Here is a 15,560-nt window from a genome sequence, read left to right as displayed (position 1 = left end):
TGAAGTCAAATCATGAGAGTGCGACCATCATTCGATATGGCGTCGTGCAGTTCCGGACCGCCGGTGATCTTTTCGAATGCGACGGGTCCAAGGACGCGGCGGATGGTGGTCGCAGAGCGGCGGCAGTGAACGGGAACCGCATGCCGGCCGGCGTCGTCGTTGACTGCATGGTCGATGACAAGACGGAACTCGCCCCGATGCCCGAAGACGCCGCCGGTTGGCGGGCACTGGTGGACGAATGGCGGCGAGCGGGCATCGGGGAACCGCTCACAACCGGAAGGTCCCGCGAGGAGTTGCTTATGGACTGCGTGACGCGGCTCGGCTCGGCTCCCGACGACCGGGTCGCTCCAGCGCTGGCACTGGGAATCATGATCATGTCTCAGCCCTTCTACGATGCTCCGCCGGACCTGCCCGTCGACAGCGTCGTGCGGGTGCTCACCGCGGTGGACGCCGCCTTGCGTGACCGCCCGTGCGAGCACGGCGTACACGCCTATGACGCGGCCATCGACGACTATGAAGAGTTGATGTACGACGTCGTCTGGGAGGACTTCTGGGGCTGCCACACCTTTGAGGGCTGGAATGACCTGCCCGCGACGGCCGCGCGGCTCGTCGGCGCGGAACCGTGGACGGATCAGGCTGAGCAGCGCTGGCGATGCCCGCGTAACGTCGCGGCCTTCACCCGCATGGCGATCGACGCGCTACGGCCGGGTGCCGCCGAGGACGTTCTCATCCACCCGCCCCTCCTGGCACGAGAGCCAGCCGAGCATTTGAGCCGCCGAGCCGGGGACGTTCTTGAGGACTACCCGCTCACTGATGACGATGCGCGTGTCACCGTCCTGGATCTGGCGGCGGAACTCTCCGTTGCCACCGAACACGGGCAATGCGCAGCACTGATCGTCACCCTCCGCACGCTGGCCACGCACCACCCACGGTTCGCCGTACCGCGGGTGTTGGAGGAGGCGATCGCGGCTCTGGAGACCGCTCTGGACGCGCTTCCCGCCGCCCGCTGCGCACACGACGACGACCACCCTGTTCTGGCCACGGACCCGGAGGCATGGAACCCGGCGCTGGGCGGCCCGAATCCGGAAGACCAGCGACAGGACATCTCCACCGTCTCCTGGTTCCTCACCCACGGAGGCCGAGCCGCCTATGAATGGCGGCGTCGGCGATTCGGCGGCGTCTCCCTGGACTCCTGGCTTTGCCCGATCTTCCTGCGGCATTCCGCGAGAGTGGCATCGGACGAGATGCGCGCAGGCCTTCGCGGCCTCTTCGGCACCGGCGAGACCCCGTACCTGGACGCTGAATTGCTGCGCCCCGATGGTCGGCTGGAGATCGATAAGCTCACCGGGCTGCTGAAGTTCTTCGACTGGGAAGAGTTCGACGTCGCCGAGGCGTCCCACTGGGCCGCTCGCAGGCTGCTGTCCGACCCCGGCGGACCCCGGGAACGCCTGGTCTTGCTGGTGTTCTTGTTCTGGAGCCGGTGCCGGGGACCCCGCATGGCCCTTCCCGCGCCGATCGCCGCCGATGTTCGGGCGGCGTTGCGCACCGTTGATCCCGCCGCGCTCGGCTCCCCCTGCCGGCACGGCGGTGCGCCCCATCCGTGGGACGCGGTGTGGGACGGCGCCGGTGACCCCGACGACGTCGTTCAGAACGCACGCGCCTGCGAAATGGCCGCACGCATGGCCATCAACGCGCTCTACGCCCCGGAGGAATACGAGCCTGTGGGGCTCTCATTCTCATTCGAGGACTGGAACTGTCCTCGGCATCTGGCCGACCTCGCACACCGCGCACTGTCGACTCTGGAGCCCGGCAGCGCCGCGGACCGCTAATACGGTCACCAGCGCGGTGTCTCACCGCGAGATGTCTCGTCGGCGGGACAGCTGTGGCCGCCGCGGGGTCAGGGGGTGAAGCCGCGCATGAGGGCTCTGAGCATCTGCGGCGGGTCGGGCTGCGGGACGTCGATGAGGCCGCGGTAGACGACCAGGCCGACCAGCATGTCCGACAGGAGCCACAGATCGGTGCCGGGGGGCAGTTCGCCTCTGGCGGTGGCGCGGTCGTAGATCGCCCAGCTGCGCGTCATCCGGTCGCGCATGGCGGTGCGGATGACTTCGGCGATGGCGGGGTCCCGGCCGGCTTCGCCGAAGATCTGCCGGGTGCGTTCGGCGAGTTCGGGGGAGTTCCATGCGGCGAGGGTCTCGGTGACGATGACGAGGAGGTCGCCTTCCAGGGAGCCGGTGTCGGGGACGGCGGGGACCTGGGCGTCCATGGCAACGCTGATCGCGTCGAGCAGCATGTCGCGTTTGGTGGCGTAGCGGCGGAAGACGCTGGCCCTGCCGACGTGGGCGGCGGTCGCCACCTCGTCCATGGTGAACGAGGGGCCCTTGCTCACCAGCAGCGTCACCGCCGCCTGCTTGATGCGCGCGTCGACGTCGGGGTCGGGCTTGCGTCCGCGGGACTTCATTGCGATACTCCAAGTATCAGAAACTGTCAGTCTCAGAATAGGGGCCCGGGCATGAGGGTACTCATCGTCGGCGGTGGTGTCGCGGGACTGGCCGCGGCGCGCGGGCTGACCGCGGCGGGTCACGACGTCCAGGTGTACGAGGCGGCGCCGCAGTTGCGCACCGAGGGCGGCTCGGTATCGATCTGGCCGTCGGCGGCTGGCATCCTGCGCGAGTTCAAGGTCGACCTGGACGGCGCGGGACGCCGCCTGGAGTCGATGGTGAGCCGGTCGGTGCGCGGGCGCAGGCTCAACACGATCGACCTCACCGCCGTCGAGCGCCGCTTCGGCGGCCTGCCCGCCCTGCACATCGCCAGGCGCGAACTCCTCGAGCGCCTGGCCGACGGCGTGCCGGTCCGCTACGGCCACGCGGTCACCGCTGCCGATCCCGACCGCGCGGAGATCACCTTCGCCGACGGGAGCACCGCCCGCGGCGATCTGCTCGTCGGCGCCGACGGCCGCAGATCGGTCATCGGGCGGGCGCTGCGGGGAACGGAGACCTCCAGGCTCAACGGCTGGGTCACCTGGCAGGCGTTCACCTCGCTGCCCCGCGAGATCATCGACTCGGGCGCGGCCATGATGATCTCGAACGGGCGGTCGCTGGGCAGCGTGGCCCCGGCCGGGCACGGAAGGGCGCTGTGGTGGTTCGACCTGCGCGCCAAGCCCGGCGGCCGGTTCTGGGGCGACGAGCCTGAGGTGATGGACCGGCTGCGGGAGCGGTTCGGCGGCTGGCCGGAGCCGTTCCCGACGCTGCTCGAACACGCCCAGGGAGCCGACTTCTACCCGCACTACCGTCAGCGCGTCCCGGCGGTCTGGGGCCGGGGGCCGACCACGCTCATGGGCGACGCCGCCCACACGATGCCGCCCGCGATGGCGATGGGCACCGTCCAGGCGATCGAGGACGCCTGGGCGCTCAGCGCGTCGCCCGGCGACCCGCGCGGCTACGAGCGCGCGAGGTCCAAGACCGTGCGCAAGGTCGCCAGGATGGTGAACGCCGAGATGCCCAGCCGGCAGGGACCAATGACCGGACTCGTCTCCGACGCGTTCTCGACCCGCTCCTACATCAACTGGCTCCGCTCGGCCAGCGACTACCTCCAGCACGAACACAAGGCACTATGACATAGGCAGCGACCTGGCCCGCCCGGCGCTTCCACGAGTCTCCGGCACGCTCTGGCGTCAGTGATGACCGTTGGTGTCAGCGATTGCTGGGGTGGACCTCGATGCCGCCCCGTCCGGAGACACACGCTGGTGCTGGGCGAACCCGGGCTTGGAAGTCGACCCTGATCCGCCGGATGGCGGTGGGGCCGGCCGGGTACGGGGGTTGACGCGCTGATCACGATGCTGCCGCTGGACCAGTTCGACCACGAGCCCTCTGCCAACACCATCTGACTGGTGACGGACCCTGCTGGTGCGCACCGGTGCCCTGGCGCAGTTGACGGGTGAGGCTCCCGGGCTGCCGGAAGGGGCGGCCTCCGGCTGGCTGAGCGACTGCGCGCGAGCCGACCCCGCCGGAGCTGTCCGGCAGCCTGTACGACCTCAAGCTCCGCCACCGTCCCGAGCTGCGCCATCTCGCGGTGGACGAACGGTACGCGCGGGCACTGCGAGCGCGGCTTCGCTCCGACCTTGAGCTGACCGCCGAGAATTCTTCCAGTACGGACTGGTACGGGCAGCCTCGTGACCACGGTTACAGCCGCGTCCCGGAGGTGTTCACGACCCCACCGGGACGCGATGTCGTCCGGGAATGGTTCGACGACGAGAGAGAGCGGCTGTGTGTGGGGCGACCTTAACGGCATGTTCCTGCTGCTCGGCCGCTGCTCCTACGTCGACAATCTGCTGGCCCTCCTGCCCGAGGACGTGGAGGCGATCGCCGATTTCACCGCGGTGGACGTCATGGCGCCGCTGATGGCCGAGCTTCCGGAGGACGTTACGTTGGAACGGGCCGAACGGCTCCTGGCCGAATCTCGTTCCAGGAACAAGGCGCGGTGGAACCACGAAACGATCTCCATGATCTCTCGATCGCTGCCGGGACGAGACGGTGAGGCGATGGCCCGCGTCTCATCGTCCCTGATCCAGGCCGCGGCCTGCCGCGTGGCACTGGACCGCCTGGTCCGCCGCTTCAGTCCCCTGGAGGAGGAATGCGCCCAGCGCCACGGGCTGGGCCATGGAACGTAAGGTGCCACGTCATCCGCTGGAGGCGGTCAAGACGAGCCTGCTGCCCCTGGCCCGGGAGCACCGGTCCACGGCGCACATGGCGGCCGTTCCGTCCGGCCCGCTGGCCACCCTGCCGGCACTGACCTCGTGGTACGGGCCGAACGCCCGCGTTCGGGCCGTTCCCTCTTCCTGCCGGGGGGAATGGCAGTTCGAACGAGCATGGGCCCTGCACCCGGAGTAGCGCGGAGTCGCCCGCGCCCTCCTCGCCGAGTGCCGCAGCCCGACCCGCCACAGCTGCTCAGGGCCCTCATACAAGGCTTCACTCGATGATCACGTGGCGACCGCCGAGCACGGTGGGCAACACCGGCCGTGATGCCCTGGCCCGTCTCGAAGGGGCAGGCCAGGGTGCACGGGAGAACGAGCCGCGACGTTAACGCCGGTACGCGGTGACGCCGACGGGCACTGTGCCGTCCACCGCCCGGATGGCCGGCTCGGCGCCCTCGGGCCCAGGCCCGCCGTACAGCTCGATCAACTGCAGCTCGCTGGCCATCCTTCCTGCCACCAGGCCGGCGGTGGCCTCGTCCGGAACCGCCACGAAGGTCGTCTTGCCGCCGCCGGGCTTGTCGTGCACCACCACGTCCGAGGATGGATCGGCGCCATCGTGCACGATGATGAACGCCTCCGACAGCACCTCCCCGTCCTCGAAACGCTTCTTGTACGAGGCCACGCCGGCGAGCGACTCGAACCCGTAGTAGATGGCCCCCACGGGGATCCTTCCGGCGGCCGCCCTGCCGGCCGCGGCGTGCCATGCCGCGCCGAACGCGCCGCAGAGCTCGACCCGGGTCAGCCCTTCGTCGACCAGTTGGGATACCAGCTCTGGCATCTGCTCCGGCTTGCCGACGGCCCGCACTCGCGTGCGCCCGCTCCCGTTCTGGATCGTCATGACGTCGGTCGTCGGGTCGGCACCGGTCTCTTCATAGATGATCACTTTGTCTTCGCTCATGCTCGGCATTCTGCTATCTCGACCGCACTTGAGATCAACTGGTTCCGGCGACAGGGAACCTCATCGGGCGTAGCTTCCCTCTCTGATCCGCATCAAAGCCGCCCGCCGACATCGAGCGTGTAAGACCCCCGAAAATGGCGGATCTGAACTGAAACACCGGTTCCGCATACGGAGACGACGTCACCGTATTCTTTGATGTAGAGCTTAATACCTGGCTTGCCGACCTCCCAGTCATAACTGGCGCTTGCGGTCGGCCCCTTCAGCGGAGGCGGTTCCGGCAACCGCCGTGAGGGTGGCAGCGGTAAGTGCGACGATCCCGGCGATGGCTTGAACCGGTGAAAGGGCCGGTCGGAGCGAACCCGCGGTGCGTGGGGGCTTCCGCGCACCGGGGAGATGGAGGAGCGACGGCCGCTCCTCCATCCGCCCGCGGTCGCTAGAAGGTCACGGTCTTCGTCTCCTTGGTGCTGCACAGCGGCCCGAAGGCGGCGTCGTGCTTACACGCCTTGGCCTTAATCGTGAGCGACTTCGTGGATGTGCTCACCTTGTACTGGTAGGTGGCACTGTCGCCCTTGCCGTTCCACGTTCCCCAGTCGTTCCACCCGATGGTGGCGACGGCGTTGCGCCCATCGGCCTTGTCGTCGATGATCTCTCCCTTGACGGAGTGCCCGCTGCTGCAGTCCTTGGCGTAGATGCGGACCTTGGCCCCCTTGCCCGCCCCGATGGTCGTCACGAACGTCCAGGAGCAGCTGTATGCCTGGGCGGCGGCGGGAACCGCCACCGCGCCGCCGGCGAGCGCGCCGACGAGAAGAGTCCGCCAAGCCAGCTTCTTGATACGCATGATTTCCCCTTGGTGATTCCGGTCGATGGTCACTTGCGGACGGTCGTTGGAGCGAGGTTTCGCGGCCCGAGGCGAGAGGAGCAGACGGCCGAACGAGGGTGGTGCCGTGGTCCGCGCGGAAGCGGACAGGGCTGGGGCCAGACCTGGTGGATCCCGGGTGAAGCCGGTGCGTGAAACCTCATGCCGTCAGTTCTATGGGGGCCGGAGGTTGTCCGAAACAAGTCCGTGGAGCCTCCGGACATCGCCTCAGACGATCCGGACAACCAGGTGGGAGGGCCTACGGCACCTTTCGCCCCCCGGCACGGGCCGTCCTACCAGGAACGCGCCGACCAGCAGCGGGATGGTCGCCGCGGTCGCTCCATGTGCGCTCGCGGGCGCAAAGGCGTTCGCGGATGCTGCCGCTTCACCGACGACGAACTCGTCTGGAACAGCGGCCCCTGGTGGGACTGGCCCCTGAAGCAGGGCAAGGTCCTGATCGGATGCTCAGGATGAGCGGGTGGAGATATCGGGGTCCTCACTGACGCCGAAGACGGACTGCCGGTGACGGTCGTACGTGTGCAGCCGGAGCTTGACGGCGGCACTGCCGAGCTTGGGATGGACCTGCTTGGTGATCTCCTCGGGGAATCGGACGACGATTCCCGAACGCGAGTAGAGCGGCTCGCCGCCGGCGTGCCCGATCTCGACGATCTCGGCCTGCGGAGCGCGCTCCTTGACACGGCCGACGAAATCCTGGAGCCGCTGTTCGAGACCGCTCAGCGGCACGGGATCGTCGTCTCCCAGGATTCGCTGAAACCGCGCCTCGGCGGTGGCGACATCGGGAACCTGCAGCTCGGACCAGAACGCCAGTTCGCGCATGGCGAGATGTCTCCCTTCGATCGCAGTGCGGTTTGCTCACACGTCAAGCGTGTGCAGGCCTTGTGCAGGCTCATCCCAGATTCGCTGCCCGGTCTGCCCTTCGAGACGAAGTGCAGACTGAGGGGCCACCAGCCGCAAGCGAGGGTTACGGGTGTGGTGACCGGCGAGGACGGCCCGGCTGATCGTCGCCAAGAAACCTATTCAAGCCTCGCCGAGTGGCTCGCCATCGCGGGTGACGGTCTCGCTTCGACCACTCTGGTGGTTCAACAAGTTCCGACCCCCGTCTTCTGAGGGCCTGCTTTCTCGGCGCTTGGCGACGGGAGCCGATCAAACGTCAAGGCACCGCCGGGGCCGAAAGAGCCCGGCGGTGCCGACGACCGGTGCCTTGCCGTCCACGGCCGGTCGTACTGCCCGGATGGGCGCTTATCGCGCCAGCCGCGTACACGTTCCCGTGGCGCCCATATGTCCGGTGCAGGCCCGGAAGGGGCCGGGGCCCGGAATGGTCTTGGTGTTGAACCAGCGGTGCAGCACTCCCGTGTAAGTGATCCTCGTGCGGGTCATGACCGTGCCGCTGGAACTGCGCAGGGTGATCTCATTGCCCGCCTTGTTGAGGAGGGCCTGGCCGTGGTAGCCGCGTTTGGTCCCGCCGGTGCCGTTGCAGTACCACAACCGGACGGTGTCGCCGTTGGCGCTGGCCGCCTTCCTGCACGGAGCGGCAGCCGTCACCCCGGACCCGGCGGCCGCCGCGCTGGACTCGGCGGTGACCGACTGAGCTGGCGCCATGCTGAGTAGCGTCACGGCTGCGGCGCCGACCGCCAGGGACCCGGCCCCGACCCCGGCCACCCAGGTCCTACGTTTCACGGCTACTTTCACGAATTCCTTCTCCTTGTTCGGCTACTTCTGCACCACATCGAAAGGCGTCCCGTACGAGCGGGCCATGCCTCGGACGAAGGTGAACGAAATCGGACGGCGGCCGGGTCATCGATCGCTTGCGGTGGCCAGGCCCTGGTGGGAGGTGGTGCGCCGGGGCCTGGCCTGTCGGCAGGGATCAGCAGGGGGTCTGGGTGAGCCCGATGTACCAGACGGGATCCCAGTTGATCCACTCGTGGCCGCCGGCGCGGACACAGCCGCGGTCACGCAGCTGCACGCCGTTCCTGTCGTAGAACCTCATCGCCGCGCTGCCGGTCTGGTTGTTGTGGACGGGCCCGCTGCCGAGGAAGTAGCTCAGGCGATAGCGGCCGTACTTGTAGAACTGGAAGAAGTACTTGGTCCCCGCGTTGGTGACCACCGCGCACGCCCTGCCGCTCGGGCAGGCGATCGAGCCGCTCGCGTTCGGGATGAAGCGCTCGGGCGCGGGTGACGTCGACGGGACGTTCGCGGCCAGCCGTGTGCCGGACGCCGCGTTCGCCGTCGGCGCGGCCGCCATGGTCATCGTGGCGGCGGCCGTGAGCAGTCCCGCCGCGAGTGCCGTGCCGGTCTTTCTGCTGCGTGGTCTGAGACTCATGCATCTCCTCGCTCTGATCCGAATCGGGAGCGAGCCAAGCAACCGTCCGCTTCACCGCTGCTTCACCTTGGCTTCGGCCTGCTGCCGGTTGATGGGTGCAATCCTCACTCTCCGCGTCGTGTTGCCCTGTGCGGCTCGGGACGGGGGCGGCGAGTGGGTCAATTTCGGGCGGGCGGTGGTGCCGGTCCGCGGTCAGGGCGGGTGCACCGCCGTCACCGTTCCGAGCCCGGGGAAGTCCGCCGTGATGGTGTCGCCCGGCGCGATGGTGACGGCCGATGCCGTGGCGTTCAGGGCGGTCATGAAACGTGCGAGGAGGGGACTCGTCTCGCCCGCTCGCCAGACCAGATGCAGGGTGGTGGAGGGGTGGTGACCGCGCGATGCTCGTCCGGGTCGGACGGGTTGAGCGGGTGGTGCACCGCGCGGTCGCCATCAGAGTGTGAGTTGCCGGTTGAAGCCGAGCATGTCCATGACGCGCCAGGCTTCGACGATCTTGCCGTCTGCGAACCGGTCGATGGTGATGCCGGTGAGCGTCACTGGCCGGCCGTCATGGGTCATGGTGGCCGTCCAGTGAGTGGCGACCTTGTCGTCATCGGCGAGCTGGTGATGAATGGCGAACGCCATGTCGGGGTAGACGGCGCGCCGGTCGGTGATGGTCGTCTTCATCCCGGCCAGTCCTGCGGGGCCGTGCGGGTCGTAGGGGTCATGGTGGATCACGTCGGCGGCGACGAGTGCGTCGAGCCGGGCCAGGTCTCCGCTGTTCCAGACGTCGAACACCGCGCGGGCGGCGGCCTTGAACTCGGTGGACAAGGGTCACTCTCCTTCGCTGCGAAGGTCGCAGTGCTGCTTGATGCCTGACTGGTCAGGCCGATCACGGAGTTGATGCGGGCTTGTTCATCGAAATGGAATTGAACGGCTTCCAGGGCCGGGAAGTCGAGGGTGTCGGGGAGAGCCGCAGGAATCCATGGCGGGCCCGGTCCAGCAGCATCGAGATCAGCTGCTCGTCGGTGGCCGCTCGACGTGCCCGGCGGCGAGTGATCTCGCGCAGGACTGCGGCGTCCGCCGTCGTCACTGACTTGACCGGCTGGACGGTCACAGGTCGGGGTCGCGACGAGTACGCCCGGTCGGTGTACGGGACCTCGCGTTCTGACGTCCGGGACTCACGCCGTCGGAGGTGTGCGTCGTCACCCAGCCGGGTGACCGCGCCTCGGAAGGCGTCGGGTCAGGGGAACTCGCTCGGGAAGACGTAGATCTCGGTGCGGCCGAGGTCGGCGGCGGCGGGGGCCGGGGCGGCGGCCGGGTCTTCGTGATCCGTGGGGAGCAACAACTCGCGGACGGAACGTCCTGGCTGGGGGTCGGAGCCCTGGACGTCGGCGGCGCCGTGATCGGATCCACCAATGATCTTTCCGGCTCCGTTGCGGAAGATCACTGTCGCGTGGACGCCGGGGATTCGCTGGGTGAATGCCGAGTCGATCGTGAAGGTCAGGCTCGTCAGGTCGGGAACGTCCAGCAGGGAGCGGACCCGTCGCGTTCGCAGATCGCTGGCTTCGAGCTCGGTGAAGCGTCCCTGGGCGTTGCTGGGGAACCAGGTGATCTGGTGGATGGTGGCCTGGATGCCGGTCACCTTCCTGCCGGCCGGCCAGACGGCGCTGCCCGCTATGCCCATGCGGCCGCCGGGCAGGATCCGGGCGCCTCCGTGACACCGCGAACCTGGGAACCGACCGGAGTTCCCCCGCCATAAAAGGTAAGGGTGAAGGTGGGGAAGGCGACATCGGTCGTGTCGCGGTTTCGCAATATGAGGCCGAAGGACAGCCGCGGGGGGGTTCTCTTCCCACTTGACCTTGGAGAATCCCAGGTCCTCCACGACGACCTGGCCGAGGTCCCCGTTGGTCTTGTAAGGGGTCGCCGCGACGGTCGGAGTCTGAGTGGCCGACTCTGGGTCGGTGCGGCGTCCTCGGCGCATCCCGTGAGAACCAGGCCCGCTGCCGCGATGAGCATCCCCGCGTGAAAGCCGCGCGTTCTCATAATCCGACTCCGTTCTGGACGCGTGATCTGCGAGGCACGGCACAGAACGTCCCGGAATGGCCCGGCCGCCGCGGATACGGCGAATCGGCCCCAGCCTGCACGTGACCAACCCGATCCAGCGACAACCATCCACACGCGGTACACGCTCACTGAACAAATGTGCGTTCACCCAATACTCACGACCGCGCCAACGAACCGACCTTCGAAACGCACATCACCGCCGACACAGCCAGAACGGCCCGGTCGCGAGAGGGGTGTCGCTCGCGGCAACGACCTTCCCGTTCTCCCCCGCGCGCGCGGGGAAGTTGCGTGTAGACGCCGATGTGTGCCTGAAGGTTGACGTGCACGTCCGGGTCTGGTCGCAGCGCTTTGCTACCGGCCGGGCAGCGACAACCGGTCGAACAGTTCGCTGAACGGGGAGTGGGTGCAGCTGTTTAACACTTCCAAGAGCTCGAAGCAGCTCAAGGGCGTCAAGCTGCGGGACAAGACCGGCTACACCTACACCTTCGGCACGTTCACGCTGAAGGGCCGCAAGAGCGTGTACGTCCACACCGGCAAGGGGACCAACAACGCCACGCACCGCTACTGGGGGCGTAGCGCGTACGTCTGGAACAACACCGGTGACACCGCCTACCTGCGGTACCCGAGCGGCGCAGCGGCCGACCAGTGCTCGTGGGGCGGCAAGGGATCATCGAAGTACTGCTGACCCGTGGCTGCCGCGCTGGCCCGTCCACTCCGCGGGGGTGGGCGGGCCGACGTCTGCGGCGGTCCATTGCGGCGTCCATGAAGCAGGCGTGAAGCTTGTCCGTGGAAAGCTCGCAGCTGCCCTGTCAATGGCGAATGGGAGGATCCCATGCGGACGATCTCGATGAAGACCAAGCCGGTGGTCCGGTCCGACCGGCCCAAGGGAGGCGCCATCGTGCTCCTCCCCTGGTGGGTCTGAACCATGACGCGGGGCCCGGGCCCAACCGCCCGGGCCCCGGCCCCCTCACCGTCACAGCTGCGCCTGGAGCCTTCATGCGGTTTCGTCGTTCCCGTTGTCTGATGTGCTATTGGAACGACGGCCGGTTCGTCCTGCATCCGTATCCCTCCGGCACGCCCGTGACGGTGCATCCGGTGGCGGCCGAGATCTTGTCGGCGTTCGAGGACTGGAGCGGTGTCGAGCAGGCGGCCAAAACGCTGGACCACCTGACCCGCGAGACCATCGACGAAGCCGCCCGTGCCCTTCTCGACGCCGGGGCGCTCGTCGCCGAGGACACCCCCCAGGCCCGGCGGGATGCGCGTGTCCACCAGGACTGGGGCGCATGGACGCCTGAGGCGTCCTTCTTCCACTACGCCGTCCAGGACGTCTACGACGACATCCCTCTCGCCGAGGAGCAGCTGCTCGTCGATCCGGTCGAGTTGCCCGCGATGTTCACCGGCCATCCGGACGTGCCGCGGCTGCTGCTGCCCCGCCGCCCCGCCGATCTTCGCGCTCCGTACGAGCAGGTCCTGTACGGGCGCCGCACGCACCGCGACTTCCGGACCGAACCGGTGGCCCTGAACGTGCTCGCCGCGCTCATGGCCACCGTGTTCGGCCCCGTCGACTTCGTGGACAGCGGGCAGGGGCCGGTGTTTCGCCGGACCAGCCCGCAGGGCGGCGCCCGCCAGGAGATCGACGCGTACGTGGGCGTCCTCAACGTCTCCGATCTCGATCCCGGCTGGTATCACTACAACGCGCTCCAGCACGGCCTGGAACTGCTCACCGCCGGGCTCACCGGGCAAGAAGCCGCCTACCTGTGCGGCGACCAGGAGTGGTGCGGCGACACGGCGTTCCTGGTCGTCCTCGCGGCGCGGCTGGAGCGCATGAGCGTGAAGTACCCCGCGCCGCGCACCTATCGCGCCTGCCTGCTCGACGCCGGCCACCTCGGCCAGACCTTCGTGCTGACCGCCACCGCGCTCGGGCTCGGGCCCGCCCAGACCGCGGCCTTCCGCGACTCCGACATCGCCGAGCGGTGCGGCCTGGACAACACCGGACGCACGCCGCTGTACGTCCTGGCCGCCGGCCACCCTCATCCCGACCCGCAGACCGTCCCGCCACCGACCACGCCCGCGACCTGGCGCGACATCACCCTCTCCGCACCCTAGGCGCACGCCGAGCACGCGCATCGGACGTTCGGCGCCGGCGGTGGCGATCAGGTCGAGACCGTCCGAGTTCCGGTCTCTTGCGGTGCCCGGCCGGACGGGAGAGTCTGCGAGTGACCATGACCTTGACGCAGGCGGGGGCACCCGATGAAGGCGATCGTGCAGGATCGGTACGGCTCTGTAGAGATTCTCGCGCTGGAAGACATCGACAAGCCCGTGCCGAAGGCCGACGAGGTACGGGTGCGGGTGCGGGTGGCGGGCCTCGATCCGAGCGTGTGGCACTTGATGACGGGCAGGCCGTACCTGGTCCGCGCGGCCTTCGGGCTGCGCAAACCCAAGCTCCGCGTTCCCGGATGGGACTTCGCGGGAAAGGTCGAGGAGGTCGGGGCGAAGGTCACCGCGTTCAAGCCGGGCGACGAGGTCTTCGGCGTGGGCAACGGCTCCTTCGCCGAGTACGTGTGCGCGGACGAGGGCAAGGTCGTGCCGAAACCGGCGAACGTCACCCATGAGCAGGCCGCGGCGGTGCCGACCTCCGGCATCACCGCCCTGCAAGCGGTGCGCGACAAGGGGCGGGCCGAGGCGGGACAGAGGGTCCTCGTCGTCGGCGCGGGCGGCGGCGTGGGGACGTTCGCGGTGCAGCTCGCCAAGGAGTTCGGCGCCCACGTCACCGGGGTGTGCAGCACGTCCAAGACCGATCTGGTCACCTCGCTCGGCGCCGACGAGGTCATCGACTACACCCGGGAGGACTTCGCCGAGGGCACGCACCGCTATGACCTCATCCTCGACACGGCGGGGATGAGGCCGCTGCCTCGGCTGCGGAGCGTTCTCACCCCGCGCGGAACGCTCGTCCTGGTCGGAGGCGAAGGGGAGGGACGACTGCTGGGAGGATCGGGCCGGACCTTCCACGCCGCCGCGTTGTCGCCGTTCGTCCGCCACAAGCTGCGCCCGATGTTCTCCGTGCCGCACAAGGAGGAGCTTGAGACGCTTTCGGCGCTTCTTGAAAACGGCAAGGTGACCCCGATCATCGACCGCAGCTATCCCTTGAACGAGGCACCCGAGGCCATCCGGCGGCTCCAGGAAGGCCATTCGCGCGGCAAGGCCATCATCGCCGTCGCCTAGCGGGCAGGTTCGGGCCGATCCGGGCGCAAGGCCTCAGGATTCGTGAGGCCGCTTCGGATACGAGGGCTGGTGGTTACCGGCTGTCGCCGTGGCCGTCGACGTCACCGGCCCTGGGAGACCGTCCGCGGTGCGGCGGCGGAGGTCGGCGAACGGCTCGGTGCCGCCGACCTCAGTGTCGACGACGCCGGTGTCCAGCTCATCTCGCCGACCTGCGGCAGGACGAAGGGCAGCGTCAGATGGACCTCCTGCCCACTGAGCAAGCCGTCTGGCCTGCCCGCAGAACGGCGGATTGGGCGAGAACTCGCCAGCTGCTGCGAGCCGTTCCGTGGGTCCGCGATACTCACGCACATGATCACGATCCTCGCCCCGCGAAGCCCTGTCGCCATCGAGGATCTGGGCGAGCCGACCATCGAGGACCGGCCTTGAGTCTTACTCGCCATTTTCCGAACGCCTCTCCCCCGCTCTCGCCCTTCCGCACGACTTCTCAGGTGGCTTCCTATGGACCGCGATGAACTGCTGGCGACCGTGTCCCGCCTCTTGGAGGCGGAAACGAGCGAACTGACGTGCGAACAGCCCGGGCACAGGGACGGGCACACCTGCGTGCCGGTCTCCGACAACGACATCGATCCATCGGACGCGTTCGACAGCCGGTACCCCGTCATGTACTGGAACGGCGAGCCGCCGATGGCCCTCCCGCAAGGGCACGTCTGGGACGGCGCCTGGGCACACGGCATGCGGGCGGTCGCGGTCGGGGCGGACGCGGACATCCGCCTGGTCGTCGCCGTCGCGCGGCGGACCATTCCGGAGCCGGTCGCTCTACCGGCGCGGATGTCGTGGGTGGAGCGGCTGGTCGCGATCACGGGTGGACCCTCGTCGCCCGTTCCCTCGCCCGACTGGGCAGCGGTCGAGTCCCGACTCGGCACGCCCCTGCCGAACGACTACAGGCGGCTCGTCGAGACATTCGGCTGCGATGGCATGTTCAACGGATTCTTCGACGTGTTCACCCCAGAGAGGCTCATCCGGGACACCAAAGTTCACGCCGCCCGCGACATGAGGTTCGGGGAGGAGCATCCTCCGTTCCCGGCCCCGGGCGGGCTGATCCCCTGGTCGAACAACGAGCACGAGGAGACACATTTCTGGATCACCGACGGGCCCGACCCCGACCGGTGGCCCGTCTACGCCGTGGACAGCCTCGACGAGGGCAGCCGGTTCGAGTGCACGGCCACCGAGTTCCTGTTCCGGCAGATGACCGATCAGGAACACCCGTTCCACATCGCCGCGGAAAACGTCCGCGGACACTGGTTCCAGCATGTCCCTCCGAAGCCCTGACGCCCGCGCCCGCTGGTCCTGAAGGCCCCCTCGGCCTTGAGGCCCATGTGGTGCCAAGCTAGCGGCTGGCCCGGGGGACTTGCTGGTCCTGGTCGATGTGGGCCGTTCGAGCTGGACC

Annotated in this window: 17 protein-coding genes; 8 read left to right on the top strand and 9 right to left on the bottom strand. The window is 68.4% G+C overall.

Annotation, left to right across the window (positions count from 1 at the left end):
- Positions 1-44 precede the first annotated feature (44 nt).
- Complete coding sequence (locus tag ABZ810_RS03070; RefSeq protein WP_358398442.1) at positions 45-1,829, top strand: hypothetical protein; 1,785 nt, start codon at positions 45-47, stop codon at positions 1,827-1,829.
- A gap of 68 nt (positions 1,830-1,897) precedes the next feature.
- On the opposite strand, the gene ABZ810_RS03065 is transcribed toward ABZ810_RS03070, so the two are convergent.
- Positions 1,898-2,461: a TetR-like C-terminal domain-containing protein gene (locus ABZ810_RS03065; protein ID WP_358398440.1), complete on the bottom strand. Its 564-nt coding sequence runs from the start codon at positions 2,459-2,461 to the stop codon at positions 1,898-1,900.
- A gap of 51 nt (positions 2,462-2,512) precedes the next feature.
- Between ABZ810_RS03065 and ABZ810_RS03060 the strand changes: the two genes are divergently transcribed.
- The 3 genes from ABZ810_RS03060 (at position 2,513) to ABZ810_RS03050 (ending at position 4,889) form a co-directional block, all read left to right on the top strand.
- Entirely contained in the window at positions 2,513-3,616 is a 1,104-nt protein-coding gene (locus tag ABZ810_RS03060; protein WP_358398438.1) for an NAD(P)/FAD-dependent oxidoreductase, read from the top strand.
- Positions 3,617-4,288: 672 nt separating this feature from the next.
- Positions 4,289-4,669: a hypothetical protein gene (locus ABZ810_RS03055; RefSeq protein WP_358398437.1), complete on the top strand. Its 381-nt coding sequence runs from the start codon at positions 4,289-4,291 to the stop codon at positions 4,667-4,669.
- A 1-nt stretch (position 4,670) separates the two neighbouring features.
- Positions 4,671-4,889: a hypothetical protein gene (locus ABZ810_RS03050; RefSeq protein ID WP_358398435.1), complete on the top strand. Its 219-nt coding sequence runs from the start codon at positions 4,671-4,673 to the stop codon at positions 4,887-4,889.
- A gap of 189 nt (positions 4,890-5,078) precedes the next feature.
- On the opposite strand, the gene ABZ810_RS03045 is transcribed toward ABZ810_RS03050, so the two are convergent.
- From ABZ810_RS03045 to ABZ810_RS03010, 8 genes are all read right to left on the bottom strand, one after another.
- Positions 5,079-5,651 (bottom strand): DUF6506 family protein, encoded by a 573-nt coding sequence (locus ABZ810_RS03045; protein ID WP_358398433.1) that lies wholly within the window; start codon positions 5,649-5,651, stop codon positions 5,079-5,081.
- A 433-nt stretch (positions 5,652-6,084) separates the two neighbouring features.
- Complete coding sequence (locus ABZ810_RS03040) at positions 6,085-6,522, bottom strand: hypothetical protein (protein WP_358398431.1); 438 nt, start codon at positions 6,520-6,522, stop codon at positions 6,085-6,087.
- Positions 6,523-6,972: 450 nt separating this feature from the next.
- Positions 6,973-7,344 (bottom strand): hypothetical protein, encoded by a 372-nt coding sequence (locus ABZ810_RS03035; protein ID WP_358398429.1) that lies wholly within the window; start codon positions 7,342-7,344, stop codon positions 6,973-6,975.
- Positions 7,345-7,767: 423 nt separating this feature from the next.
- Complete coding sequence (locus tag ABZ810_RS03030; RefSeq protein ID WP_358398427.1) at positions 7,768-8,127, bottom strand: hypothetical protein; 360 nt, start codon at positions 8,125-8,127, stop codon at positions 7,768-7,770.
- 265 nt (positions 8,128-8,392) lie between these two features.
- The gene (locus ABZ810_RS03025) at positions 8,393-8,848 is read right to left on the bottom strand and encodes a hypothetical protein (protein WP_358398424.1); all 456 of its coding nucleotides are present in this window, start codon (positions 8,846-8,848) and stop codon (positions 8,393-8,395) included.
- A gap of 429 nt (positions 8,849-9,277) precedes the next feature.
- Positions 9,278-9,655 carry an ester cyclase gene (locus tag ABZ810_RS03020; RefSeq protein ID WP_358398422.1) on the bottom strand — a complete coding sequence of 126 codons (378 nt, stop codon included), beginning with the start codon at positions 9,653-9,655 and terminating at the stop codon, positions 9,278-9,280.
- 61 nt (positions 9,656-9,716) lie between these two features.
- Positions 9,717-9,917, bottom strand: coding sequence for a hypothetical protein (locus ABZ810_RS03015; protein ID WP_358398420.1), 201 nt, complete (start codon positions 9,915-9,917; stop codon positions 9,717-9,719).
- A 150-nt stretch (positions 9,918-10,067) separates the two neighbouring features.
- Entirely contained in the window at positions 10,068-10,511 is a 444-nt protein-coding gene (locus tag ABZ810_RS03010) for a hypothetical protein (protein WP_358398417.1), read from the bottom strand.
- Positions 10,512-11,225: 714 nt separating this feature from the next.
- Here ABZ810_RS03010 and ABZ810_RS03005 point away from each other — a divergent pair.
- The 4 genes from ABZ810_RS03005 to ABZ810_RS02990 all read left to right on the top strand — a co-directional run bounded on the left by ABZ810_RS03005 (position 11,226) and on the right by ABZ810_RS02990 (position 15,442).
- Entirely contained in the window at positions 11,226-11,576 is a 351-nt protein-coding gene (locus ABZ810_RS03005; protein ID WP_358398948.1) for a lamin tail domain-containing protein, read from the top strand.
- 338 nt (positions 11,577-11,914) lie between these two features.
- Positions 11,915-12,997: a SagB/ThcOx family dehydrogenase gene (locus ABZ810_RS03000; RefSeq protein WP_358398415.1), complete on the top strand. Its 1,083-nt coding sequence runs from the start codon at positions 11,915-11,917 to the stop codon at positions 12,995-12,997.
- Between the two features lie 144 nt (positions 12,998-13,141).
- Entirely contained in the window at positions 13,142-14,113 is a 972-nt protein-coding gene (locus ABZ810_RS02995; protein ID WP_358398413.1) for an NAD(P)-dependent alcohol dehydrogenase, read from the top strand.
- 498 nt (positions 14,114-14,611) lie between these two features.
- The gene (locus ABZ810_RS02990) at positions 14,612-15,442 is read left to right on the top strand and encodes an SMI1/KNR4 family protein (RefSeq protein WP_358398410.1); all 831 of its coding nucleotides are present in this window, start codon (positions 14,612-14,614) and stop codon (positions 15,440-15,442) included.
- Positions 15,443-15,560: the final 118 nt, after the last annotated feature.

The sequence above is a fragment of the Spirillospora sp. NPDC047279 genome (genome assembly GCF_040643285.1).
GTDB lineage: Bacteria > Actinomycetota > Actinomycetes > Streptosporangiales > Streptosporangiaceae > Spirillospora.
The sequence above is the reverse complement of the archived record's forward strand: the minus strand, read 5'-3'. Positions and strand labels throughout refer to the sequence as shown.